This window comes from Bradyrhizobium sp. UFLA05-125 (assembly GCF_059803515.1).
In genome coordinates this window covers 70,551-93,647 of record NZ_JBANBJ010000026.1, presented here as the reverse complement: position 1 = coordinate 93,647, position 23,097 = coordinate 70,551, and the positions used below count along the sequence as shown (strand labels likewise).

The 23,097-nt window shown below is 64.9% G+C and carries 18 protein-coding genes and 1 pseudogene; 12 read left to right on the top strand and 7 right to left on the bottom strand.

What is annotated here, in order from left to right; all coding sequences use genetic code 11:
• Positions 1-26: 26 nt before the first annotated feature.
• Positions 27-1,544, top strand: coding sequence for a PAS domain-containing hybrid sensor histidine kinase/response regulator family protein (locus tag SO156_RS22905; RefSeq protein WP_498536306.1), 1,518 nt, complete (start codon positions 27-29; stop codon positions 1,542-1,544).
• Between the two features lie 2 nt (positions 1,545-1,546).
• Here the strand turns inward: SO156_RS22905 and SO156_RS22900 are convergent, their stop codons facing one another.
• The 4 genes from SO156_RS22900 to SO156_RS22885 all read right to left on the bottom strand — a co-directional run bounded on the left by SO156_RS22900 (position 1,547) and on the right by SO156_RS22885 (position 6,131).
• Positions 1,547-1,846, bottom strand: coding sequence for an acylphosphatase (locus SO156_RS22900; RefSeq protein WP_458148428.1), 300 nt, complete (start codon positions 1,844-1,846; stop codon positions 1,547-1,549).
• Complete coding sequence (locus SO156_RS22895; RefSeq protein ID WP_498536305.1) at positions 1,843-2,709, bottom strand: isocitrate lyase/PEP mutase family protein; 867 nt, start codon at positions 2,707-2,709, stop codon at positions 1,843-1,845. Before SO156_RS22895 ends, SO156_RS22900 begins: the two co-directional genes overlap by 4 nt.
• 149 nt (positions 2,710-2,858) lie before the next feature.
• Positions 2,859-4,874, bottom strand: coding sequence for an acetyl-CoA carboxylase biotin carboxylase subunit (locus SO156_RS22890; protein WP_498536304.1), 2,016 nt, complete (start codon positions 4,872-4,874; stop codon positions 2,859-2,861).
• A 177-nt stretch (positions 4,875-5,051) separates the two neighbouring features.
• Positions 5,052-6,131: a zinc-binding metallopeptidase family protein gene (locus tag SO156_RS22885; RefSeq protein ID WP_498536303.1), complete on the bottom strand. Its 1,080-nt coding sequence runs from the start codon at positions 6,129-6,131 to the stop codon at positions 5,052-5,054.
• A 247-nt stretch (positions 6,132-6,378) separates the two neighbouring features.
• On the opposite strand from SO156_RS22885, the gene SO156_RS22880 reads away from it, so the two are divergent.
• From SO156_RS22880 to SO156_RS22855, 6 genes and pseudogenes are all read left to right on the top strand, one after another.
• Positions 6,379-8,826, top strand: a complete 2,448-nt coding sequence (locus SO156_RS22880; RefSeq protein ID WP_458148640.1) for a PAS domain S-box protein — start codon at positions 6,379-6,381, stop codon at positions 8,824-8,826.
• 49 nt (positions 8,827-8,875) lie between these two features.
• Positions 8,876-9,316 carry an EamA family transporter gene (locus tag SO156_RS22875; protein ID WP_458148641.1) on the top strand — a complete coding sequence of 147 codons (441 nt, stop codon included), beginning with the start codon at positions 8,876-8,878 and terminating at the stop codon, positions 9,314-9,316.
• Positions 9,317-9,404: 88 nt separating this feature from the next.
• A complete protein-coding gene (locus SO156_RS22870; protein ID WP_498536302.1) occupies positions 9,405-10,679 on the top strand; it encodes an MFS transporter in 1,275 nt (424 codons plus the stop codon).
• Positions 10,680-10,704: 25 nt separating this feature from the next.
• On the top strand, positions 10,705-11,958 hold the full coding sequence (locus tag SO156_RS22865; RefSeq protein WP_498536319.1) for an arsenic transporter: 1,254 nt from the start codon (positions 10,705-10,707) through the stop codon (positions 11,956-11,958).
• Between the two features lie 212 nt (positions 11,959-12,170).
• Positions 12,171-12,412, top strand: a pseudogene (locus tag SO156_RS22860) (ArsB/NhaD family transporter); the annotation flags it as partial.
• 158 nt (positions 12,413-12,570) lie between these two features.
• Positions 12,571-14,274, top strand: coding sequence for a methyl-accepting chemotaxis protein (locus SO156_RS22855; RefSeq protein ID WP_498536301.1), 1,704 nt, complete (start codon positions 12,571-12,573; stop codon positions 14,272-14,274).
• Positions 14,275-14,333: 59 nt separating this feature from the next.
• On the opposite strand, the gene SO156_RS22850 is transcribed toward SO156_RS22855, so the two are convergent.
• Both SO156_RS22850 and SO156_RS22845 read right to left on the bottom strand, forming a co-directional pair.
• Positions 14,334-15,698 carry an MFS transporter gene (locus SO156_RS22850; protein ID WP_458148644.1) on the bottom strand — a complete coding sequence of 455 codons (1,365 nt, stop codon included), beginning with the start codon at positions 15,696-15,698 and terminating at the stop codon, positions 14,334-14,336.
• Positions 15,699-15,720: 22 nt separating this feature from the next.
• The gene (locus tag SO156_RS22845) at positions 15,721-16,482 is read right to left on the bottom strand and encodes a GntR family transcriptional regulator (RefSeq protein ID WP_458148645.1); all 762 of its coding nucleotides are present in this window, start codon (positions 16,480-16,482) and stop codon (positions 15,721-15,723) included.
• Positions 16,483-16,679: 197 nt separating this feature from the next.
• Between SO156_RS22845 and SO156_RS22840 the strand changes: the two genes are divergently transcribed.
• From SO156_RS22840 to SO156_RS22830, 3 genes are read left to right on the top strand one after another with little or no spacing between them, the layout of a single operon-like run.
• Positions 16,680-17,879 (top strand): mandelate racemase/muconate lactonizing enzyme family protein, encoded by a 1,200-nt coding sequence (locus SO156_RS22840; RefSeq protein ID WP_498536300.1) that lies wholly within the window; start codon positions 16,680-16,682, stop codon positions 17,877-17,879.
• A gap of 10 nt (positions 17,880-17,889) precedes the next feature.
• The gene (locus SO156_RS22835; protein ID WP_458148647.1) at positions 17,890-18,657 is read left to right on the top strand and encodes an SDR family oxidoreductase; all 768 of its coding nucleotides are present in this window, start codon (positions 17,890-17,892) and stop codon (positions 18,655-18,657) included.
• A 39-nt stretch (positions 18,658-18,696) separates the two neighbouring features.
• Positions 18,697-19,728: an L-idonate 5-dehydrogenase gene (locus SO156_RS22830; protein ID WP_458148648.1), complete on the top strand. Its 1,032-nt coding sequence runs from the start codon at positions 18,697-18,699 to the stop codon at positions 19,726-19,728.
• Positions 19,729-19,957: 229 nt separating this feature from the next.
• Here the strand turns inward: SO156_RS22830 and SO156_RS22825 are convergent, their stop codons facing one another.
• Positions 19,958-20,848 (bottom strand): DUF3280 domain-containing protein, encoded by an 891-nt coding sequence (locus SO156_RS22825; protein WP_458148649.1) that lies wholly within the window; start codon positions 20,846-20,848, stop codon positions 19,958-19,960.
• Between the two features lie 193 nt (positions 20,849-21,041).
• Between SO156_RS22825 and SO156_RS22820 the strand changes: the two genes are divergently transcribed.
• Both SO156_RS22820 and SO156_RS22815 read left to right on the top strand, forming a co-directional pair.
• Entirely contained in the window at positions 21,042-22,433 is a 1,392-nt protein-coding gene (locus tag SO156_RS22820; protein WP_498536299.1) for a sensor histidine kinase, read from the top strand.
• Positions 22,430-23,092: a response regulator gene (locus SO156_RS22815; RefSeq protein WP_498536298.1), complete on the top strand. Its 663-nt coding sequence runs from the start codon at positions 22,430-22,432 to the stop codon at positions 23,090-23,092. Before SO156_RS22820 ends, SO156_RS22815 begins: the two co-directional genes overlap by 4 nt.
• The last annotated feature ends 5 nt before the right edge of the window (positions 23,093-23,097 follow it).

Sequence of the window (23,097 nt, the reverse complement as noted above, 5' to 3'; positions counted from 1 at the left end):
TTGTCCCCGTCGAGGCGGGGTCCAGAATGGCGCAAAAGTTCAGACAACAGAGAGACTTGTTCGATAGCGAACGGAGTTTCAGGCTGTTGGTCGAGGGGGTTGCCGATTACGCGCTCTATATGCTCGATCCCACCGGCGTCATCACCAGCTGGAACATCGGCGGTCAGCGCATCAAGGGCTATTCGCCCGAGGAGATCGTCGGCCAGCATTTCTCCCGCTTCTATACCGAAATCGACCGCGCCAATGGCAAGCCCGCGCGCGCGCTCAGAATCGCGCGGGAACAGGGCCGCTACGAGGAAGAAGGCTGGCGCGTCCGCAAGGACGGCACCTTCTTCTGGGCAAGCGTCGTGATCGATCCGATCTACGAGGACGGCGATCTCATCGGATTTGCCAAGATCACCCGCGACATCACCGAACGCCGCAACGCCGAGCTCAAGCTCGAAGCGATGCAGAAGCAGCTCGCAGAGTCCCAGAAGTTCGATGCGCTCGGCCAGCTCACCGGCGGCGTCGCACACGACTTCAACAACCTCTTGATGATCATCAGCGGCAGCCTTCATGTTCTCAAGAGGGGCGCCGAGTCCGACGCCAAGCTGGAGCGTGCGATCTCCGCGATCGACACGGCAACCAAGCGCGGTGCCGCGCTGACAGCCCAGCTCCTGACCTTTGCCCGGCGGCAGAGCGTCAATCCGCAATCGATCCATTTCGGCGAGCGGATCGACGCGATCCGCGAGGTGCTCCATGCCGGTCTCGGCAGCACAGTGCAGCTCGCCTTCGACATCGATCGCAACGTCTGGCCGGTCAGGGCCGACGTCTCAGAGCTAGAGACAGCACTGCTCAATCTCGTGATCAATGCGCGCGACGCAATGCCCGACGGTGGCACCGTGACGATCGGCGCCCGTAACGAGGTGCTGTCCGACCCGCTTCACGCCGGCGAGTTCGTCGCCATCAGCGTTGCCGACACTGGCCTCGGCATCCCCTCCGACGTGCTCGACAAGATCTTCGAGCCGTTCTTCACGACCAAGCCGGTCGGCAAGGGCACCGGGCTCGGCCTGTCCCAGGTGCACGGCTTTGCCCATCAGGCCGGCGGCACCGTGAGGGTGGAAAGCGAGCTCGGCAAGGGCACGACGTTTGCCATTCTCCTGCGGCGCGAGACGAGCGAACCACAGCGCGAAGCGGCCGTTACGCCCTCGCGCGGCAGCGGAACCGTGCTGCTGGTCGAGGACAATCCGGACGTCGCGGTCGTCAGCACAGGGCTCCTGGAACAGCTCGGCTATCAGGTGCGCCGCGTCGCGGATGCGGAGGAAGCGCTGCGCGAGATCGAGCACGATGGCGTCGACTTCGTGTTCTCCGACATCGTGATGCCCGGCAAGATGGACGGCCTCACCCTCGCCCATCGCCTGCGTCAGATCCGTCCCGGCCTGCCGATCCTGCTCGCGACCGGCTACAGCGACGCCGCCTCCGATGTGCGCGGCGATTTCCCGATCCTGCGCAAGCCCTACGAGATCCACGAGCTCAGCGACGCCATCGCCAAGCTGCCGCGGTGAATCTACACCGTCGGCAATACCGAGAACACTTCCCCTGCCCGCCGCAGGTTCAAATCGTCCTCGCCTGCGGTTTCGCTGGTGACGTTGTCGACGCGCGAGGACGGCGGACCATGCCGGCACAACGCCACCATTTCGGCGACGCGGGTCGGCGACCCAGCAAACAACGCCTCCACGCTGCCGTCGCGGCGGTTGCGCACCCAGCCTTCCAGCCCGCTCGCGCTCGCCTGGTATTCGACCCAGGCGCGATAGCCGACGCCTTGCACGCGGCCGCGGATCATGACCTGGAGGATGGCGCGGCTCATCTCTTCAACCCGAGGAAGTCGGCACTGCGCGCTTTCACGTCGGCCTCACGCATGATGCGGCCGGTCAGCTCCGACGATGCGAGACCGCTGAGGTTCTTCGGCGGCGTCCCGTCGCGCAGCGCCTTCAGCGTCTCGTAGACGGCCTGCATTGCCGCAGCAATCGGCGCGTGGCCTTGCAGCGCGACACGCACACGCTGGCCCGCCAGATAGTCGAGCGCATTCAGCTCGTCCGGCACACCGCCCAGCACGATCGGCAGGCGCGTCGCCGTTGCGATTGCCTCGAGCTCGGCGCGCGACTTGATGCCGGTGAAGAATAAGGCGTCGACGCCGGTGGCCTCATAGGCCTGCGCACGCTTGATAGTGTCCTCTATCGAGGTGACTGCGGCGGCGCCCGTACGGCCCATGATGACCAGCGAGGGATCGCTGCGGCCATCGAGCGCGGCCTTCATCTTGCCGACGCCCTCCTCCAGCGAGATGAGCTGCGTCTTCGCTTCGCCAAACGCCTGCGGCAGCAGCGTGTCCTCGATGGTGAGGCCGGCGCAGCCCGCGGTCTCCAGCTCCTGCACCGTCCGACGGACGTTGAGCGCGTTGCCGTAGCCGTGATCGGCATCGACCAGCACTGGCAACGCGGAGGCCCGCGACATCCGTCGCATCTGCTCGGCAAGTTCCGTGAGCGTGATCAGCGCGATGTCGGGATCGCCGAGCACGGCGAGCGAGGCCACCGAGCCGCCGAACATACCGAGCGGAAAGCCGAGCTCCTCTGCAATGCGGATCGAGATCGCGTCATAGACCGAGCCGGGACGAACGCAGCCCTGCCCGGTGAGGATCGATCGCAGTTTCTCGCGGCGTTGAAGGAAGGCCATGGTTTCGTCGCTCCCAGTTCCTCGTCCTGAGGAGCGCGGAACGCGCGTCACGAAGGACGAAGGCCCCGCTCTCGGCCTCGCCCTTCGAGACGCGCGCGAAGTGCGCGTTCCTCAGGGGGAGGGTCTACATTTAGAACCGCGTCGCTGCCTTACGCAAACTCCAGGATCAGCGCGTCCACCGCGAGCGTGGCGCCGGCGCTGGCGTGGATCTTCTTTACCGTACCGTCGCGCTCGGCGCGCAGCACGTTCTGCATTTTCATAGCTTCGACGACCGCAAGCGTCTCGCCGGCCTTGATCTCCTGCCCTTCCGTCACCGCAATCGAGACCACCAGGCCGGGCATCGGGCAAAGCAGCTTCTTGCCGGTGTCGGAGGCCGTGGTCACCGGCATCAGTCGCGCGGACGACGCTTCCGTCTCGGTCCAGACATAGACCGGCACCTCGACGCCCTGATGGGCGAGCCGAACGCCGTTCGGAATGGGACGCACCTGCACGGCGATGAAGTGACCGTCGATTGTGCCCTGCCAGACCGGTTCGCCCGGCCGCCACGGCGATTCCAGGAGATGGGCATTGCCCGCCTTGCCCTCGGCATCAAGGAAACGCACCGCGATCGCTTCACCTTCGCGCACGATCTCGAGCGCGATCTCCTGGCGGTCGAGCCACACCGCGCGGCGGCGCTCGCGCTGCACGACGCGGCCGCCGAGCTGGCCGGAAATCTGCCGCTTGCGCTCTCCGAGCACGTGATCGATGGCGGCGCCGACGGCGGCGATCCGCCGCGCGACCTCGCCTTCAGGCTCGCGCGCCGAAAACCCCTTCGGAAACTCCTCGGCGATGAAACCGGTCGACAGCCGTCCTTCGCGCCAGCGCGGATGGTTCATCAGCGCGGAGAGGAACGGAATGTTGTGACGGATGCCGTCGACATAGAACGCATCGAGTGCGGTCGCCTGCGCCTCGATGGCCGCGGCGCGCGAGGGCGCATGGGTGACGAGCTTGGCGATCATCGGATCATAGTGGATCGAGATCTCCCCGCCCTCCTGCACGCCGGTGTCGTTGCGCACCGTGATGCCGTCCTTGCTTAGCTCCGCCGGCGGGCGGTACTTCACGAGGCGCCCGATCGAGGGCAGGAAGTTGCGGAAGGGATCTTCGGCATAGAGACGCGACTCCACCGCCCAGCCGGTAAGCGCAACGTCCTTCTGCGCGATGGTGAGCTTTTCGCCGGCAGCGACCCGGATCATCTGCTCGACGAGATCGATGCCGGTGACGAGCTCGGTCACCGGATGCTCGACCTGGAGGCGGGTGTTCATCTCCAGGAAATAGAAGCTCTTGTCCTGGCCCGCGACGAATTCGACGGTGCCGGCGGAATCATAATGCACGGCCTTCGCCAGAGCGACCGCCTGCTCGCCCATCTTGCGGCGGGTGGTCTCGTCGAGCAGCGGCGACGGCGCCTCCTCGATGACCTTCTGGTTGCGACGCTGGATCGAGCATTCGCGCTCGCCGAGATAGATCACGTTGCCGTGCTTGTCGCCAAGCACCTGGATCTCGATGTGACGGGGATCGACGATAAATTTTTCGACGAAGACGCGGTCGTCGCCGAACGAAGCCTTGGCTTCCGCTTTCGCCAGATTGAAGCCTTCGGCGACCTCGCTCTTCGAGTGCGCAATGCGCATGCCCTTGCCGCCGCCGCCGGCGGACGCCTTGATCATCACGGGATAGCCGATCTCGTCGGCAATGCGCACCGCGTGCTTGTCGTCCTCGATGACGCCGAGATAGCCGGGCACGGTCGAGACCTTGGCTTTGGCAGCCGCCTTCTTGGATTCGATTTTGTCGCCCATCGCCGCGATCGCGCCGGGGTTCGGGCCGATGAAGACGATGCCGGCCGCCTCCAGCGCACGCGGAAATGCCTCGCGCTCGGACAGAAAGCCGTAGCCGGGGTGCACGGCCTCTGCGCCCGTCTTGCGGCAGGCCTCCACGATCTTCTCGATCACCAGATAGCTCTCAGCCGCGGCCGATGGGCCGATCAGGACCGCCTCGTCAGCCATCTCGACATGCAGAGCATCGCGGTCGGCCTCGGAATAGACCGCGACCGTCTCAATTCCCATCCGGCGGGCAGTCTTGATGACCCGGCAGGCGATTTCGCCGCGATTGGCGATCAGAATGCGTTTGAACATGCTTTTCTTGGTTCTTCGACCTTGGGCGGGACCTCTCCCTCACCCGTTCGGGCTGATGGGACAGGCCGTGATGTGTCCGTGGTACAGCAAAATGGGCCGGAGGCAACGGTCTAAATCCGTCCTCGCCCTGGCCTACCAGCGATCCCGGCCGGCCTTATCGCCTTCTCAAAGCCGGCCTTATCGATCCCTATCTGCTGCCGGCTTAGCCGCTTCCCGCACCAGCTCGTGGACAAAGCCCAGCTTCCCGATCACCGCCGGTGACAGGATGAAAGGATAGAGGTCGCGGGCGCCCATCGCCCGGTTGACACTGTTGATGGCAAAGGTGAAGGGCAGCCATGCATTGACGAGCCTCTCGACATCAACCGCCACATAGGGGTTGAAGCGGATCCGCGCCGTCAGCTCGCCTGCTCGATCGATCCTGGGGCGCACCTCCATGCCGAATTCGGAGGCCATCTCGAGCGTATCGACGATGTGGAGGTAGTGGGCCCAGGTCTCGGCGAAATCCTCCCAGGGATGTGTGGTCGCGTAGGCGGAAACATAGTTCTGTTGCCAATCGGCCGGCGGCCCCTCCGCATAATGGCGCTGGAGCGCCTGCCCGTAGTCGACTTGTTCGTCGCCGAACATCGCGCGAAATTCGTTGAGCTTGCCGCCGTCGCGCACCAGCACATCCCAAAAATAGTGCCCGACCTCGTGGCGGAAATGCCCGAGCAGCGTCCGGTAGGGCTCGCCCATCTCAAGCCTGCGCCGCTCGCGTTCGATGTCGTTGGCTTCCGTCAGCGCGATCGTGATCAGGCCGTTGTCATGGCCGGTCATGATCCGCTGGCCGCTGAAGGGATCATCGGCAAGGAAGTTGAAGATCAGCCCGTGCGCGGGGTCCTCTGCCCGCGTCGCCAGCGGCAGCTTCCACCGCGAGAGTGAGTAGAACAGCCGGTGCTTGGCCACCTCGAGCTCGCGCCAGCCGGCTAGCTGCGCCGGATCGGACAGATCGGGCACCGTGCCGTTGTGCCGGCAGGCGCGGCAGTAGAGATCGCTGCTGCCGGGCTCGGTCAGCCAGTTGCAGGCATCGAACTCGGCATTGGCGCACAGCATGCGGCCCTTGCCCTTGTCCGCCAGCGCCGTCCAGGCCGTCCCGTCAGGTTCGATCGCAGAGAGCACCTCCTTCTCGGGGAGGAAGGCAACCCGGTGCCCGCAGCGTTCGCAGGCGCGGTTCTCGAAATAGAGAACGTTGCTGCAGGCCTGGCAGACAAATAACTTCAAGGTTTACATCCCCCGGGCAGGAGTTGCTTGAGCCTGTCTCGAACCTAACTTGAACCCATCTTGGGCCCGGCGACGACGCTTCGAGACGTTAATCGTTCCTGCGAACGGAACAAATTCCTCAGGCGCGACGTTGATCCGCCGTCCACACTTCTCCGACATCATCCCCTTTACGCCGTTGCAATGGGTAGCCATCGCGCCCGGACTGTGTGAGAATTGCACCGGCACGTGCATCACAGCGGCCGCCCCCTTGAACGATCCTTTGCCTGAGACCATCGCCGCCGAAAGGCTGCGCCAGCATCTGGAGGAGATCGCCCGCGAGCGCGACAACGCCTATCGCGTATTGCAGGAGCGCGAGGCTGAGCTTGCGCGCATCCAGCGCATCGCCGGCGTCGGCGGCCTGGAGATCGATTTCCGTGACGGCGTCAGGAACCGGCGCACTCCCGAATATCTTCTGATCCACGGCCTGCCGCCGGAGGCCGCCAGCGAGACCTACGAGGAATGGGTCGGTCGCATCCAGCCGGAGGATCGCGAGCGGACGGTCAAGCACCTGTTCGGCATTCTCAAGAGCGAGAGCGAAGATTACTCCGACACCTACCGCATCATCCGCCCCAGCGACGGTGAGGTGCGCTGGATACGCGTCGTCGGCAAGATCGAGCGCGACGCGAGCGGACGGGCGGTGCGGCTGGTCGGCGCCGACCTCGACGTCACCGACCAGATGCTGGCGCAGGCGACCTTGCGGGAAAGCGAGGAGCGCTTTCGCCTGATCGCCGATAGCGCGCCGGTGCCGATCTGGGTCACCAAGCTCGACCGCAAACGCTCCTTCGCCAACCAGGCCTATGTCGACTTTCTCGGCCTGCCCTTCGAGGAGGCTATCGATTTCGACTGGCGCAAGGTGCTGCACCCGGATGACCTGCCCCAGGTGCTCCAGCAATCCGTGCAGGGCGAAGCCTCGCTAAAACCCTTCGTGCTGGAAGCACGCTACAGGCGCGCCGACGGGCAGTGGCGCTGGCTGCGCTCGGAATCCCAACCGCGCTGGGACCCCAACGGCAAGCATATCGGTTTCATCGGCGTCGCCCACGACATCACCGCCGCCAAGCAGGCGGAGATCGAGCTCAGGCAGCTCAACGAAACGCTGGAAGAGCGCATCACCGAGCGCACATCACAGCTCGAAGCCAACGAGGCTCGGCTGCTTGCGATCCTGGAGACCAGCAACCAGTACCAGGGCCTGCTCAACCTCGAAGGCAATCTGCTCTTCGCCAACACGACGGCGCTCGCCGGCATCCGCGCTGCGCCGCGAGACGTCATCGGAAAGCCGTTCTGGGACACGCCATGGTTCACTGCGACCGAAGGGATGACCGCGGTCGTCCGCAACGCTTTCGACACCGTGCTGAAGGGCGAAGCGGTGCGGATCGAGGTGCAGCTCCGCCTTCCCATCGGCGAACGCTGGTTCGATTTCAGCATCCGTCCCTTGCTCGACCAGCACGGCGAGATCTCCGGCGCCGTGCCCGAGGCCGTCGACATCACCGAGCGCCGGCGCGGCGAGGAGGCCCTGCGCCAGTCGCAGAAGATGGAGGCGATCGGCCAGCTCACCGGCGGCGTCGCGCATGATTTCAACAATCTCCTCACCATCATCCGCTCGGCCACCGACTTCCTCCGCCGGCGCGAGCTGCCGGAGGAACGGCGGCGGCGCTATGTCGATGCGATCTCCGAGACGGTCGAGCGCGCCTCGAACCTGACGGCACAGTTGCTCGCCTTTGCGCGGCGGCAGCCTTTGAAGCCGCAGGTCTTCAACGTCGGCATGCAGGTCGAAAGCGTGGCGCAACTGGTACGGCCGCTGGTCGGCGGCCGCATCGAGATCGCGGTCGAGATACAGGATCCCGACTGCTTCACCATCGCTGACATCGCGCAGTTCGAGACCGCACTGATCAACCTCGCCATCAACGCGCGCGATGCGATGAAGGACGAGGGGCGCCTGACCATCGCGGTCCGCAAGCTCAAGGGCATCCCTGCCTTGCGCACGCAATCGGCGCGCAGCGGCGATTTCGTCGCGATCTCGATCCACGACACCGGCTCGGGTATTGCGCCGGAAAATCTCGAGGCCATCTTCGAGCCCTTCTTCACGACCAAGGAGGTCGGCAAAGGCACCGGGCTCGGCCTGAGCCAAGCCTTCGGCTTCGCAAAGCAGTCCGAAGGCGACATCGCGGTCGAGAGCAGCATCGGACACGGCGCGACCTTCACGATCTATCTGCCGCAGGCGCCGAGCCCAACCCTGGCCACGCAGGCAGCGTCGCTGATGAGCGAACCCGCCGCCACAGGGCGCGGTTATCGCGTGCTGGTGGTGGAGGACAATGACGACGTCGGCCGCTTCTCCACCGAACTGCTCGAGGACCTCGGCTATGTCGTGCGCCGTGTCGCCAACGCCAATGCCGCCCTGGCGATCCTTGGCGAGAACGAGTTCGCCGTCGATCTCGTGTTCTCCGACGTCATCATGCCCGGCATGAACGGCGTCGAGCTCGCCGGCCTCATCCGCGAGCGCTATCCGGGCCTGCCGGTGGTGCTCACCTCCGGCTACAGCAACGTGCTCGCCGAAAGCGCCCATCGCGGCTTCGAGCTGATCCAGAAACCCTATTCGGTCGAGTCGCTGTCGCGCATCCTGCGCAAGGCGATGGCGGAAAAGCTGCCGGTGGCGCGGTGAATAGACCACGCACGCGGCGAGCTCCGAACGACAACGCATCGGATGCCCCATGAAACCCGCCCTTCTCTCCGCCTGGCAGACCTGGGCGTTGCTGTCCGCCTGCTTCGCCGCGCTGACAGCGATCTTCGCCAAGGTTGGGGTGGAGAGCATCAATCCTGATCTTGCGACCTTCATCCGCACCATCGTTGTGCTGCTCGCCTTCTCGGTGCTGTTGTTCCTCACCGGCCAGTTCGCCGCGCCATCGGCGATCTCGTCGAAAACCTGGCTGTTCCTGATCCTGTCGGGGCTCGCTACCGGCGCATCATGGCTGTGCTACTTTCGCGCGCTAAAACTCGGGCCGGCAACGCTGGTCGCACCGATCGACAAGCTCAGTGTCGTGCTGGTGGCACTGTTCGCCTTCGCCTTTCTCGGCGAGCGTCCGACACCACAAGGCTGGCTCGGCATCGCCATGATCGGCGCCGGCGCGGTGCTGCTGGCCGTGAAACTGTAACGGAGTGCTCGCGCTGATTTGAGCGGAACCAATCTGATCCGACATCGGTTTCTCGCAGGGCGAGTTCTGCGCCTCGATCGAGAGACCGATGCCGAAGCGCAGTCCCGACCAACAGCTACAAGCCGGCCGCGCGCTGGACGCGGCGAATTTCTTCCTTGCCGAAGTCCGGGACGGGCTTGGGCCTTATCTCGCCGTCTATCTCCTGACCGAGCAGCAATGGGACGAGGCGCGTATCGGCATCGTGATGTCGATCGCAACGATCGCCGGCATCGTGGCGCAGACGCCAGCCGGCGCACTGGTCGACGCAACGAGGGCAAAACGGCTGGTGATGGTCGTTGCCGCGGTCGTGGTAACGGCATCCTCGCTCCTGCTTCCGGTGTGGCCAGGTTTCTGGCCGGTCGCCGTCTCACAAGGGCTGGCACACACGTCGGCGGTTGTATTTCCGCCCGCGATCGCCGCCGTATCGCTCGGCATTTTCGGCCACCGCGCCTTCACGGCGCGGATCGGGCGCAACGAGACCTTCAATCACGCGGGCAATGCGGTGGCGGCCGCCATCGCCGGCATTGCGGCCTACTGGTTCGGACCGAGCGTCGTCTTCTACCTTCTCGCCGCCATGGCTCTTGCGAGTCTCGTCAGCATTCTCGGCATACCGGAAAGCGCCATCGACCACGATCTCGCGCGTGGCCTGCACGACAGCGAAGCTGGCGAAGTCCGCGAGCAGCCGTCAGGCCTCAGCATCCTGCTCACTTGCCGGCCCCTGCTCGTCTTCGCGATCTGCGTCGCACTGTTCCACCTCTCCAACGCGGCGATGCTGCCGCTGGTCGGCCAAAAGCTGGCCCTCCAGGACAAGCATCTCGGCACCAGCCTGATGTCTGCCTGCATCGTGGCGGCGCAAATCGTGATGGTGCCGTTCGCGATGCTGGTCGGCGCGAGGGCCGATCGCTGGGGCCATAAGCGCTTCTTCCTCGGCGCACTCCTGATCCTGCCTATTCGGGGCGCGCTCTATACTCTTTCTGACAACCCGTTCTGGCTGGTCGGCGTGCAGCTGCTCGACGGTGTCGGCGCAGGCATCTTCGGCGCGATTTTCCCCGTCATCGTCGCAGGTCTCATGCGCAACACCGGCCGCTTCAACGTCGCACAGGGCGCGATCATCACCGCACAAAGCATCGGCGCGGCCCTGTCCACGACGCTGGCCGGGTTGATCGTGGTCGGCGCCGGCTACGGCGCTGCGTTTCTCATCCTCGGCGCCGTTGCCGCGATTGGCGCCGCAATCTGCTCCTTCGCCCTCCCTGAGACGCGGTGTCCACAGTCGCGTCCGCAGGGGAAGACAGCGCGGCCGGCTTCGGCTATCGCTGCACAATAGCCATCGAACGAGGACCACATTGCCGATCGCGCCGCATGCCGTCTATTGGGCCTGGAGCATCATCGTCGTTGCGACCGCAGGCGTCATCATCCGACCCTTTCGCCTGCCCGAGGCGATCTGGGCAGTGGTGGGCGCCGCGGCGCTGGTGCTGTTCGGCTTCCTGAGCTGGGATGACGCGCTGACCGGCGTCGAAAAGGGCATCGACGTCTATCTGTTTCTGATCGGCATGATGCTGATCGCCGAGCTCGCCCGGCTCGAAGGCCTGTTCGACTACCTTGCCGCGCTCGCAGTCGAATATGCCCGGGGCTCGCCGCAGCGGCTGTTTCTGCTGATCTACCTCGTCGGCACGCTGGTGACCGTGTTCCTGTCGAACGACGCCACCGCGATCGTGTTGACGCCGGCAGTCTACGCCGCGACGCGGGCGGCCGGCGCGCAGCCGCTGCCCTATCTCTTCGTCTGCGCCTTTATTGCCAACGCCGCGAGCTTCGTGCTGCCGATCTCGAACCCCGCCAACCTCGTGGTGTTCGGCGCGCACATGCCGCATCTGACAGAATGGCTCCGCCTGTTTGCGCTACCCTCGCTCGCCTCGATCGTGCTCACTTACGTCGTTCTCCGCCTCACCCAGCATCGCGCGCTGAAGGAGGAAGCCATCGAGCACAAGGTGGCACACAAGCGGCTCAGCCGGGGCGGCAAACTGACCGCCATCGGCATTGCCGCGATCGGCGTCGTGCTGATCACGGCCTCCGCGCTCGATAAGCAACTGGGCCTGCCCACCTTCATCTGCGGCGCGGTGACGACCGCCCTCGTTTTGCTGCTCAGCCGGCAGTCGCCCGTACCGGTGCTCAAGCACGTGTCATGGAGCGTGCTGCCGCTCGTCGGCGGCCTCTTCGTGATGGTGGAGGCACTGATCAAGACCGGCGTGATCGGCCATCTCAGCGCCCTGCTGCATGAGGCCGTCGCCCAGTCCGTGCCCAAGGCCGCCTGGAGCGTCGGGATCGCGACTGCGATCGCCGACAACATTGCCAACAATCTGCCGGTCGGGCTCGTCGCCGGATCGATCGTCGCCAGCGATCACCTGCCGACGTCAGTCGTCAGTGCGATCCTGATCGGCGTCGACCTGGGACCGAACTTCTCGATCACCGGCTCGCTCGCCACCATCCTGTGGCTGGTGGCACTGCGCCGCGAGAAGATCGAGGTCGGTGCCTGGCCGTTCCTTAAGCTGGGCCTGATCGTGACGCCGCCGGCCCTGATCGCGGCACTCGCGGCCGCGATCAGATGAGCATGGTCAGTCGTTCACGTAGCCTCGGGGCATGTTGAGATGAGGCCCGGCACGAGGCCCGCAACAAAAATGTCGAAAACAACCCCATGCAAAGTAGCCGACGACTGCCGGCGGCATGCCATACGTATTTTCCGAAATCGATTTGACACGTCGGGCAAATCAGGGGCATAATGCCATCATCGACGCAAAACATGGCGGCTCGCCTGAGCCGAGCCGTCGGTCTCGTTGCCGGATCAATCGTGGCGAGCGATCACCTACCTGCGCCCGTCGTCAGCGCCATCCTGATCGGCATCGATCCGGCCCGAACTTTTCGATCACCGGCTCACTCGCCACCATCCTGTGGCTGGTCGTGCTTCGCCACGAGCAAATCGAGATCGGCGCCCAGCAATCCCTCAAGCTCGTTCTGCTCGTCACGCCGACGGCTCTGATCGCGGTGCTCGTGGCAACCATCCGCTGGACACTCGCCGGCTTCTCTCAGGAAACCCGTAGAGTCCCGGTGATCCATTTTAACCAAATATCGATGTGCCTGCGACAATTGTACGCAGGCATTCAGCCGGTCGATCCGGGGCGGCCGCTGAGCCTACGTTGCAAAGCCTATTGAATGGAAAATCTATGCTTTTCCTTGGCCGTTTCCGCATCCTTCCGAAAATCCTTTCGATCGTCCTCCTGCTCGCTGTTCTGATGGGCGCGCTATCTTACCTCGCCATTACGACACTGGCCGAGCAGAACGAAAATGCCGAGAGAATGGCGGTTTCCGCCAAGCGCACGCTCGAGGCGGCGCGTGCACGCCAACGGGTCGTTGCCATGAATCAGGCCGAGCTCCGCGCCGCGCTCGACCCGGCGGGCGAGCACGGCAAGACCCGCAAGGCCATCGAGGAGATGCTCGCGCAGTTTCGCGAGTTGATGGAGGCAGTCGGCAAGACGACCGACGGCAAAGTCCAGGCTATGCTTCCGGGTGTGCACCAGGCATTGTCCGTCTACGAACAGGCGCTGAACGATACGATGTCGGCGACTGATGCCGCAGCGTCCCAGAAGATCACGGACACTGCGGCGAAGCTACGCGATGCCGTCGCGAAGAGCCGGACCGCAGCAGAAAAACTGTCGTCCGAACTCAAGGCCGTTGCCGAGCGATTGGACGATAGGGTCCAGGAATACTCGCAGAAGACCTCGGACGAATATGCTTCGACGTCGAAAACCCTGATCGTGATCTCGATCGCGAGCGTCCTCGCCGGAACGTTGTTCGGCGTGCTGATCGGCCAGTTCGGTGTCGCCCGTCCAATCCGCTCCATCGTCGCCCTGCTCCAGCAACTTGCTACGGGTAATTACGACGTCGAAGTTCACAGTACCGATCGCAGGGATGAGGTCGGCGAAGTCGCCAAGACGGCACTTGCCTTCAAGGAAAACGGCCTCGCCAAATTCCGCATGGAGGCCGAGCAGAAGGAAGCCGACGCACACGCCGCAGCACAGCGCAAGGCTGACATGGTTCGGCTCGCAGACAGCTTCGAGTCGGCGGTCGGCCAGATCGTCGAGACCGTGTCCTCGGCTTCGACCGAGTTGGAAGCCTCCGCCGGCACGCTGACGACGAGCGCCGATCACTCCCAGCAGCTTGCGACCACCGTTGCGGCGGCTTCGGAACAGGCTTCCGCCAACGTGCAATCGGTCGCGTCGGCGACCGAGGAGCTGTCCTCGTCGGTCAGCGAGATCAGCCGCCAGGTGCAGGAGTCGGCGCGAATGGCCGGCGATGCTGTCAGTCAGGCGCGCGCAACCACCGAACGCGTCGGCGAGTTGTCGAAGGCGGCCGCGCGAATCAGCGACGTGGTCGAGCTGATCAATACCATCGCCAGCCAGACCAATTTGCTTGCACTGAACGCAACCATCGAAGCCGCGCGCGCCGGCGACGCAGGTCGTGGCTTTGCGGTGGTGGCATCCGAGGTGAAGGCGCTCGCTGAGCAGACCGCCAAGGCGACCGATGAGATCAGCCAGCAGATTTCCGGCATCCAGGCCGCAACGCAGGACTCGGTCACGTCGATCAAGGAAATCTCGGGGACGATCGAGAAGCTGTCCGAAGTCTCATCGACCATCGCCGCCGCCGTGGAAGAACAAGGCGCTGCGACTCAGGAAATCTCCCGTAACGTGCAGCAGGCGGCCCAGGGAACTCACCAGGTCTCCACCAACATCACCGACGTGCAGCGCGGCGCAGCCGAAACCGGGTCCGCGTCCTCGCAGGTCCTCTCCGCCGCTCAATCGCTGGCCTCGGACAGCAACCGGCTGAAGCTCGAAGTCGGTCGCTTCCTGAGTTCGGTGCGCGCCGCCTGACGGCACCGCCGTGAGGTCGAACGAGGCGGCTTGCCCGCCGCCTCGTCTACTCGGATCCGTCAGTCGTTGTCGTAGCCGTAGACCTCCGGCAGGATGAAGATCGCAGCGAGCAAACCGATCAGTGGGAAGATCGCGACGAACAGCGTGGCATTCGCCTGCCCGATTGCGGAAAACAGCGCGGGGAACAGGAAGATTGCCAGGAACGACGGCAGCTTCACGAACATGTAGGCGAAGCCACTCGCGGTGCCGCGATACTTCGGCTTGGCGACCATGGTCGGGATCGTCATGCAGTTGGAGGCGTCCCAATAATGACCCCACAACATGGCGGCCGCGGCGAACGGCAGCAGGATCTTGTTGTCGGTGTACAGCGCGAAGGCCGCGACCAGCAGCGAGGCCAGGACGATGGCGAAACCAGCGATCGCGATGCCGCGATGGCCGAGCTTCGGTGTCAACAAAGGTCCGACCCAGCCGGACAGCGCGGCGAAGCAGAACAGCGCCATCGTCACCAGATTGTTGCCGAGGACGCTGGACACACCGACCATGACGAACAGCACCGGCAGGTAGAACGCGAAGGTCGAGAACTCACTGCCTTGCGCGAAACAGGCAATCCAGCCGTAGATCGTGGCGCGCCAGCGGATCGGATCCTTCTTCAGATCGGCGAGGAAAGCGCGGGTGCTGACCTTCGGCACCTCCACGTCCTGGTCCGGCAGCATCGCGAGATCATCGTTGAACATCTCGCGGGCAACCTGCTTGGCTTCGCGATAGCGTCCCTTCTGCACCAGCCATACCGCCGTCTCCGGCACATCGTGCCGCATGATCAGGATAATCAGCGCGGGAACCGCACCGAGCCCGAGCGTCACGCGCCACAACGTCTCGTGCTGCATGTCGATCAGGAGAAAGATGACGATGACGCCGATGGTGAGGACTTCACCGACCGCGAACATGAACTGCCAGCGGTTGCCCATGACCTCGCGCTCGCCCTTGGCCATGGATTCCATGATGTAGGTGTAGCCGGTCGAGATGTCGGAGCCGAGCGGCACGCCGAGCAGGAAGCGGATCACGACGAGCCAGCCGACGCTGGGCACGAAGGCCTGCGCGAGCGCCAGGACGATGAACATGACCATGGTGACCAGGAACATCACGCGGCGGCCGATCTTGTCGGACATCCAGCCGCCGAGCAGTGCGCCGATCAGGGCGCCGCCTTGCGTGCCGGCTGCGGCGAGACCGAGCATCAAGGGATCGGGATTGTATTGCTCGCGGATGAAAATCAGCACGAAGGCGATCGAATAGAGATCCCAGGCTTCGACCAGGATCGAGGCCATCATCAGCCAGCCGACCTTGTTTCCCTTGGGACTGTAGTTGGTGATGAGGTAGCGGACCGCGGCCTCGCTCGCGGTCGGTTGTGGCATGGCCATCGTCGACATTCTGGTTCTCCCTGAGATTTCTTTATGTGCCGAGCAGCGGTTCGATGCTGCAATCGAGCAGTCGCGGATCGATCCCCGCCTCCATCCCGACGAACATCGCATTCATGAAGTCGATCAGCGCGTCGCTGGCCTCCACGGCCGCTTCAACGCGGCGATTGGCAACGGCGTTCAAAATGTCGAGATGGCGGTCGATGGTGCCGGACAAGTCGGTCTGCCCCGGCATGTGGCGGTGATGAATGAAGCCGATGCGACGATAGAGCGTGTGCAGCGGCCGCATCGTATGCGCGAGGAACGGCTCGCCGCCGGCCTCCAGGATCAGCGCGTCGATGCGGCGGTCGAGGCTGTTGAACTCGTCGAGCGTCAGCCTGGCCCGGCGCTCGCGCAGCACGCGCTCGATATGCAGGGCCTGGTTGCGGTGCGACAGGCTGGCGCGATCGGCTGCGAGCCGGATCAGGAAGCGCTCCATATCGCGACGGAGGCCCAGTAACATGCGCTCGCGCGCCAGATCGATCGGCGCGACCTGAAGGCCATGCCGCGGGCGGATGATGATCAGCGTGTCGGCGGCAAGCGTGTTGACGGCGTGGTGTACCGGGGTGCGGCCAAAGCCCGTGATGTGCTGCAGTTCGAGCATGGTCAGGAACTGACCCGGCCTCAGCTCGCAATTGACGAGCAGATCCTCGATCTTCTGATAGGCCAGCTCGACGAAATTGACGCGGTTACGACGGCCGATTGCACCTTCGCTTTCCGGATTGACCAGCTCGAGCGCGCGTTTGCGCCGCACCATGTTGTCCTCCCAATCGACCCCGCCTCGTCCCGGGCAGGTCGCGTCTCGTTTGTGACATGCATAAAACATGTTGTGATATATTACAAGCGGGCGTATGACTGCGCCCCGGGCCGCGAGGCATTGCGCGCCCCAAGGTACAGTCAAAGCAAAAACAACAAGGCGGGCGCTAGCCGCGCTCTCGACGGGAGGATGTTGCCGTGAAGATCACGTCGATCGAGACGTTGCGCACCGAAGAATTCGCCAATGTGATCTGGGTGCGTGTCCACACCGATGCCGGCGTCATCGGCCTGGGTGAGACCTTCTATGGCGCGGGCGCCGTCGAAGCGCAGATCCACGACACCTTGGCCGGCCGCCTGCTCGGCCGCAATCCCCTTCACATCGAGGCGATCCATCGCGATATGCTCAATCTGCCGATGGCGCAGTCCTCGACCGGCGTCGAATATCGCGCGGCCTCCGCGATCGACATCGCGCTTTGGGACCTGTTCGGCAAGGTTTGCGGCCAACCCGTACACCAGATGCTCGGAGGCCTCTGCCGCGACAAGCAGCGCATCTACAACACCTGCGCCGGCACTAAATACGTCCGTTCCACCAACATCCGCCCGGTTTCGAACTGGAATCTCGGCGAGGTGCAAAGCCCCTATGAAGACCTCGACGCCTTCATGAACCGTGCCGACGCCCTCGCCGAAAGCCTTCTGGAGAGCGGCATCTCGGCGATGAAGATCTGGCCGTTCGACCCGGCGGCGCAGGAGAACAACGGCCTCTTCATCACCGCAGCCCAGATGAAGCAGGCGATCGAGCCATTCGAGAAAATCAGGAAGGCCGTCGGCGACAAGATGGAGATCATGGTCGAGCTCCATTCGCTCTGGAATCTGCCGACCGCAAAGCAGATCGCGCGGGCGCTCGAGCCGTACAAGCCGACCTGGTATGAAGATCCGATCCGCATGAACTCGCCGCAGGCGCTCGCCGAATATGCGCGCTCGACAGACGTCTGGGTCTGCGCCAGCGAGACGCTCGGCTCGCGCTTCCCCTACAAGGACATGCTCGACCGCGACGCCATGCATGTGGTGATGGCGGATCTGTGCTGGACCGGCGGCCTCACCGAGGGCCGCAAGATCGCGGCGATGGCCGAGACCTATCACCGCCCCTTTGCACCGCATGATTGCATCGGCCCGGTCGGCTTTATCGCCGCGATCCACATGTCATTCAGCCAGCCCAACACGCTGATCCAGGAATCGGTGCGCGCCTTCTACAAGGGCTGGTACAATGAACTCGTCACCACCATGCCCGTGATCAAGGATGGCTATGTCTTCCCGATGGAAGGACCAGGCCTTGGCGTCGATCTCCTGCCTGCGGTATTCGACCGGTCCGATCTCACCGTGCGCCGCTCCAACGTTTGAGGATTTTTAGATGAGCACTACCCTGTTCGATCTCTCCGGCCGCACCGCGCTCGTCACCGGCTCCTCCCGCGGGCTCGGCCGGGCCATCGCGGAGGGCCTGGCGAAAGCCGGCGCCAAGCTGATCATCAACGGCGTCGATCCCAAGCGGGTCGAGCAGGCGGTCGCCGAGTTCCGCGCTGCCGGCCACGAGGCTGAAGGCGCCGCCTTCAACGTCACCGATGAGCCCGCGATCGTCGCCAGTTTCGAGCGCTTCGATCGCGAGGGGCTCGCGGTCGACATCCTCGTCAACAATGCCGGCATCCAGCACCGCAAGCCGCTGGTCGAGTTCACCACAGACGAATGGCGCAAGGTGATCGAGACGGACCTGACCAGCGCGTTCGTGATCGGCCGCGAAGCCGCCAAGCGGATGATCCCGCGCAAGCAAGGCAAGATCATCAACATCGGATCGCTCGGCAGCGAGCTGGCGCGGCCGACGATCGCGCCCTACACCGCGGCCAAGGGCGGCATCAAGAATCTCACCCGCTCGATGGCGGTGGAATGGGCGCAGCACGGCATCCAGGCCAACGCGATCGGCCCGGGCTACATGCTGACCGACATGAACGAGGCGCTGGTCAACAACGCCGATTTCAACAATTGGCTGATGGGGCGTATCCCCTCCAAGCGTTGGGGTAAGCCCGACGAGCTGGTGGGCGCAGCGGTCTTCCTCGCCTCCGACGCCTCGACCTACGTCAACGGCCAGATCATCTATGTCGATGGCGGCATGATCGCCGCGATGTGATCGCGCCCGGCCACTGAACGAGCTGAAGGAGTAACGCCCATGCGTGCCGTCGTCATCCACGCGCCGAAGGATCTGCGGATCGACAGCTTTGCCGATCCCGCGCCCGGCCCCGGTGAAGTCCGTGTGAAGATCGCCAATGGCGGCATCTGCGGCTCCGACCTGCACTATTATCACCATGGCGGCTTCGGCACCGTGCGCATTCAGCAGCCGATGGCGCTCGGGCACGAGATCGCCGGCGTCGTTGCCGCAGTTGGTGAAGGCGTCTCGCATGTGAAGCCGGGCACGCGTGTCGCGGTCAATCCGAGCAAGCCGTGCGGCCAGTGCCTGCATTGCCAGGAGGGCATGCGCAACCAGTGCCTCGACATGCGCTTCATGGGCAGCGCAATGCGCAATCCCCACGTCCAGGGCGGCTTTCGTGAATACGTCACGGTCGACGCCGCACAAGCCGTGCCGATCACCGAAAAGCTGTCGCTTGCCGAAGCCGCGATGGCCGAGCCGCTTGCGGTGTGCCTGCATGCCGGCAAGCAGGCCGGTCCTCTCCTCGGCAAGCGTGTGCTGATCACCGGCTGCGGCCCGATCGGCGCGCTGATGATTTTGGTGTCGCGCTTTGGCGGCGCCGCCGAGATCGTGGTCACTGACGTGGCCGACGCACCGCTTTCGACCGCCAGGAAGCTCGGCGCCACCCACGCCATCAACGTCGCCTCGAACGCCGCCGCGCTCGATCCCTGGCGCGCCGGCAAGGGCGTGTTCGACACGCTGTTCGAAGCGTCCGGCAACCAGGCGGCGCTGCGTACCGCACTCGACTTGCTCCGCCCCGGCGCGAGCATCGTGCAGCTCGGTCTCGGCGGCGAAATGACGCTGCCGATCAATTCCATCGTCGCCAAGGAGCTGCAGCTCCGCGGCACCTTCCGCTTCGATCCGGAGTTCGAGCTGGCGGTGCGGCTGATGGGCGAAGGCCTGATCGACGTGAAGCCGCTGATCTCGGCCTCGCTGCCGTTCGAAAATGCGGTCGCCGCCTTCGAGCTCGCCAGCGACCGGTCCCAGTCGATGAAGGTGCAGTTGACGTTCTAGAGCAGGATGAGTTTTGGTTGAATTGGTTGGGCCGAGGGCTCGCTCAAACCTCTCCCGCTTGCGGGGGGAGGTCGGCGCGAAGCGCCGGGTGGGGGCTTTCTCCACTTTGGGAGTGTCCATTGCGGAAACACCCCCACCCCAGCCCTCCCCCGCAAGCGGGAGAGGGAGCGCAACTCCTAGATTGCAGCCATCGAACCTAAACTCATCCCGCTTTAGAGGCACCGGTCGCCTACTGGCCCTCGATCAGGCGATCGCTGACCAGCCTCACGGCGCCGCGATCCCAGGAATAGTCGGCGCCCATGCGCAGGCCGCTGTCACCGCGCGCGACGACCGCGCCGGTCCTGACGTCGCGGACCTGGAATCCGATCGTATACTCGGTGCGGCTGACCCGCCGTACCACGCCGATCAGTGACTGGTCAGCCCCGAGCTTCCCGGCGATTTCCGCGTCGCAGCCGCCGCAGTCGCGCAGCGCGTGGCGCGCGGCCGCCTCCCCGCTCGCGCCGCTGACGTCGACCAGGCGGTAGCGGCCGGATTGCGCGAGGCGATCGCGCACGCCGTTCGTGACCTCGGCAAGATGCGCGGTATCGGGCTCGCTCAGGACCGCTGACGGTGCGGCCGTGGTGTCCTCGAGCTCGAAAGCGAACACCGCAAGCGCGATCGGAGCAGGCTGCGCGAGTGCTGCAATCACCTCGCGCGCGACGAACGCCTCGGCGCGGTCCCAAGCTTCGTCGTTGTCGCCGCGGAAGGTGTAGAGCTTCTCGAACAGGACTTTTTTGGCACCGATATCGATCACCGCCACCCTCGCCCACTGCACCAGCGTACTCGTCTTCTGGACGCCGCCGACGACCTTGAATTTTGCATTGCCCTGTCCGGCGGGCGCGAGCTGATAGCGTTTGTCCGCCTCGACATCCCGCCGCAGCGCGACCATGAACGCGCTGAGCCGCTTCTCGTGGGCGGCGGTCTGGTCGACCGGCTCGCCGGACGTATCGAGATAGCCGAAGTCCTCGACGGTCACGCCGACCGGCGCCGCCGCAGCCGCCTCGGTGCCCGCACTGACTGGTCGGACACCCAGGAGCACGGCGACAAGAAGAGCGGAGAGGATCAACCGGGAGAGGTGCATGAGCGGGCCTCCTGTGATGGAGCGGACCCACAATGCTAGGCCGGCAACCTCAGGCCACGCATCCGCGCCCGTCCCGGCCGATGCCGGGAAAATTTCACGACGTTGCACCGCGGTAACGCCTAGCGCTTTCCGCCGCTGGCGTTCTGCCGTTTAATGCTGACGCGACAATACCGTCCGCGCCAGGTGCCCGCCGATGTGGAACCGCCCGAGGTTCGATCTCAAGGTCCGTCTGACGTTGCGCGTGGCTGCCGTATCGGCCGCCTGCTTCGCCGCGATCGCCGCCTATTTCCTCATCACGGCCGACCGCGCGGTACACGCGCGCATCGACGGCATCGCCGCCATCGTCGCGAGGACGCTGGAGCTGCAACAGGGCAAAGTGCAATGGATGGCCAATCCGCGCTCGGACTTTCCTAACCTTGACCCTGTCGCGGCGTTCGTTATGACGCCTGGCCTGTGTCTAGGATTCCGTGGCGCGAGCGGCGACATGCTCCAGCGCTTCTGTAGCGGCGCGCCGAACCCGGCGACCGTGCCACCACAGGCCTTCGCGGCCTTCTACCGCAGCCTGTTCGACCCTGGCCGCGAAGCCGTACGGCCCGTGATCGCGCGCGGAGCGAAGCTCGGTGACGCCGTGGTCTGGTTTGATCCGGCCGTGCAGACCGCGGAGGCCTGGCACGAGGCCGGCCGCCTGATGACCGTGCTTGCGATCACGCTGCCCCTATTGTGCGCTCTGGTCTACGCAGCGCTGGCGCGCGCACTGCGTCCAACCCAGGTCGTTCGCGCCGGCCTCGAGCGCATAGCCGCCAACGACCTCGACGCGCGACTGCCACCCTTCGACCTCGCGGAGCTGTCGGCGATCCGCGACGTCTTCAATCATCTCGCTGCAAGTCTTGCCACAGCGCTGTCCGAGCGCAGCGAACTGACACGCAGATTGATCGCGCTCCAGGACGAGGAGCGCCGTCATCTCGCGCGCGAGCTGCACGACGAATTCGGCCAGTCGCTCGCCGCAATCCGCGCGCTCGCCGCTTCCGCCCGCCAGACCGCGGCCGAGGACTGCCCGGCATTGTTGGGCGAATGCGACAGCATTGCCCGGACCACGACCGACATGATGGAGACACTGCGCGGCGCGCTGTTCCGCCTTCGGCCGCCCGATGTCGACGAGCTCGGTCTCGTCGCGAGTCTGGAAGGCCTGGTGTCGGGGTGGAACGGCCGCAGCCGCGGCCAGCCGCGCTTCGATATCCGCTTCGAGGGCGTCTTCGAGAACCTGCCGGCTTCCATCAGCGCCAATCTCTACCGCATCGTGCAGGAGGCGCTCACCAACGCGGCCAAGCACGCCGGCGCCACGAAGGTGAGCCTGCATCTGGCGATGGGCGCCAACGAGATCGGACTCGCCATCGACGACGACGGCCGGCCGAACGATGCCGCCGTCAAATCCGGCATGGGCCTGCTCGGCATGCGCGAGCGCGTCGCGGCGATGCGCGGCCGGCTCAGCTTCACGGCGGGACCGGACGGCGGCTCCGCCTTGCGTGTCGTGATTCCGGTCAGCCGGGCCGACAGGCAGCTCGAAGCTCTGGAGAACGCGGCATGAGCGAGGCCGGCTGGGCCATCATGTTGGTCGACGACCACGCCGTCGTCCGCGAGGGCTATCGCTCCGTCCTGCAGAAGCAGCCGGGACTGCGCGTCGTCGCTGAGGCCTCGGACGGCGCGGAAGCCTATCGGCTGTTCAAGGAGTGCGCGCCTGATCTGATCGTCATGGATCTGAGCATGCCGGGCATCGGCGGCCTTGAAGCGATCCGCCGGATCAGGCAGTGGGACAAGGCCGCAAAAATCCTCGTCTTTACCATGCATCAGAATGCGGGCTTCGCCGTGCAGGCGATTCGCGCCGGCGCTAGGGGCTACGTCACCAAGACCAGCCCACCGGAAACCCTGGTGCGCGCAGTGATGGACGTGCTTGCGGGGCGGGTTGCGATCAGCCCCGACATCGACCACGAGCTCGCGCTGAGCCGGCTCGCCGGCGAGAGCGCGGCGACCGACGTCCTGACGGCACGTGAATTCGAGGTGCTGAGGCTCTTGCTCGCCGAACGCTCCACCGAGGAGATCGCCGAGACGCTCCACGTCAGTCCCAAGACGGTCGCGAACCTGCACTCCCTGATCAAGGGCAAGCTCGGTGTCGAGTCGGATATCGAGCTCGTCAGGCTCGCACTGCGCCAGGGCATATTGACCCAAGTCGATCTTGGCGAGACTTGACGCGC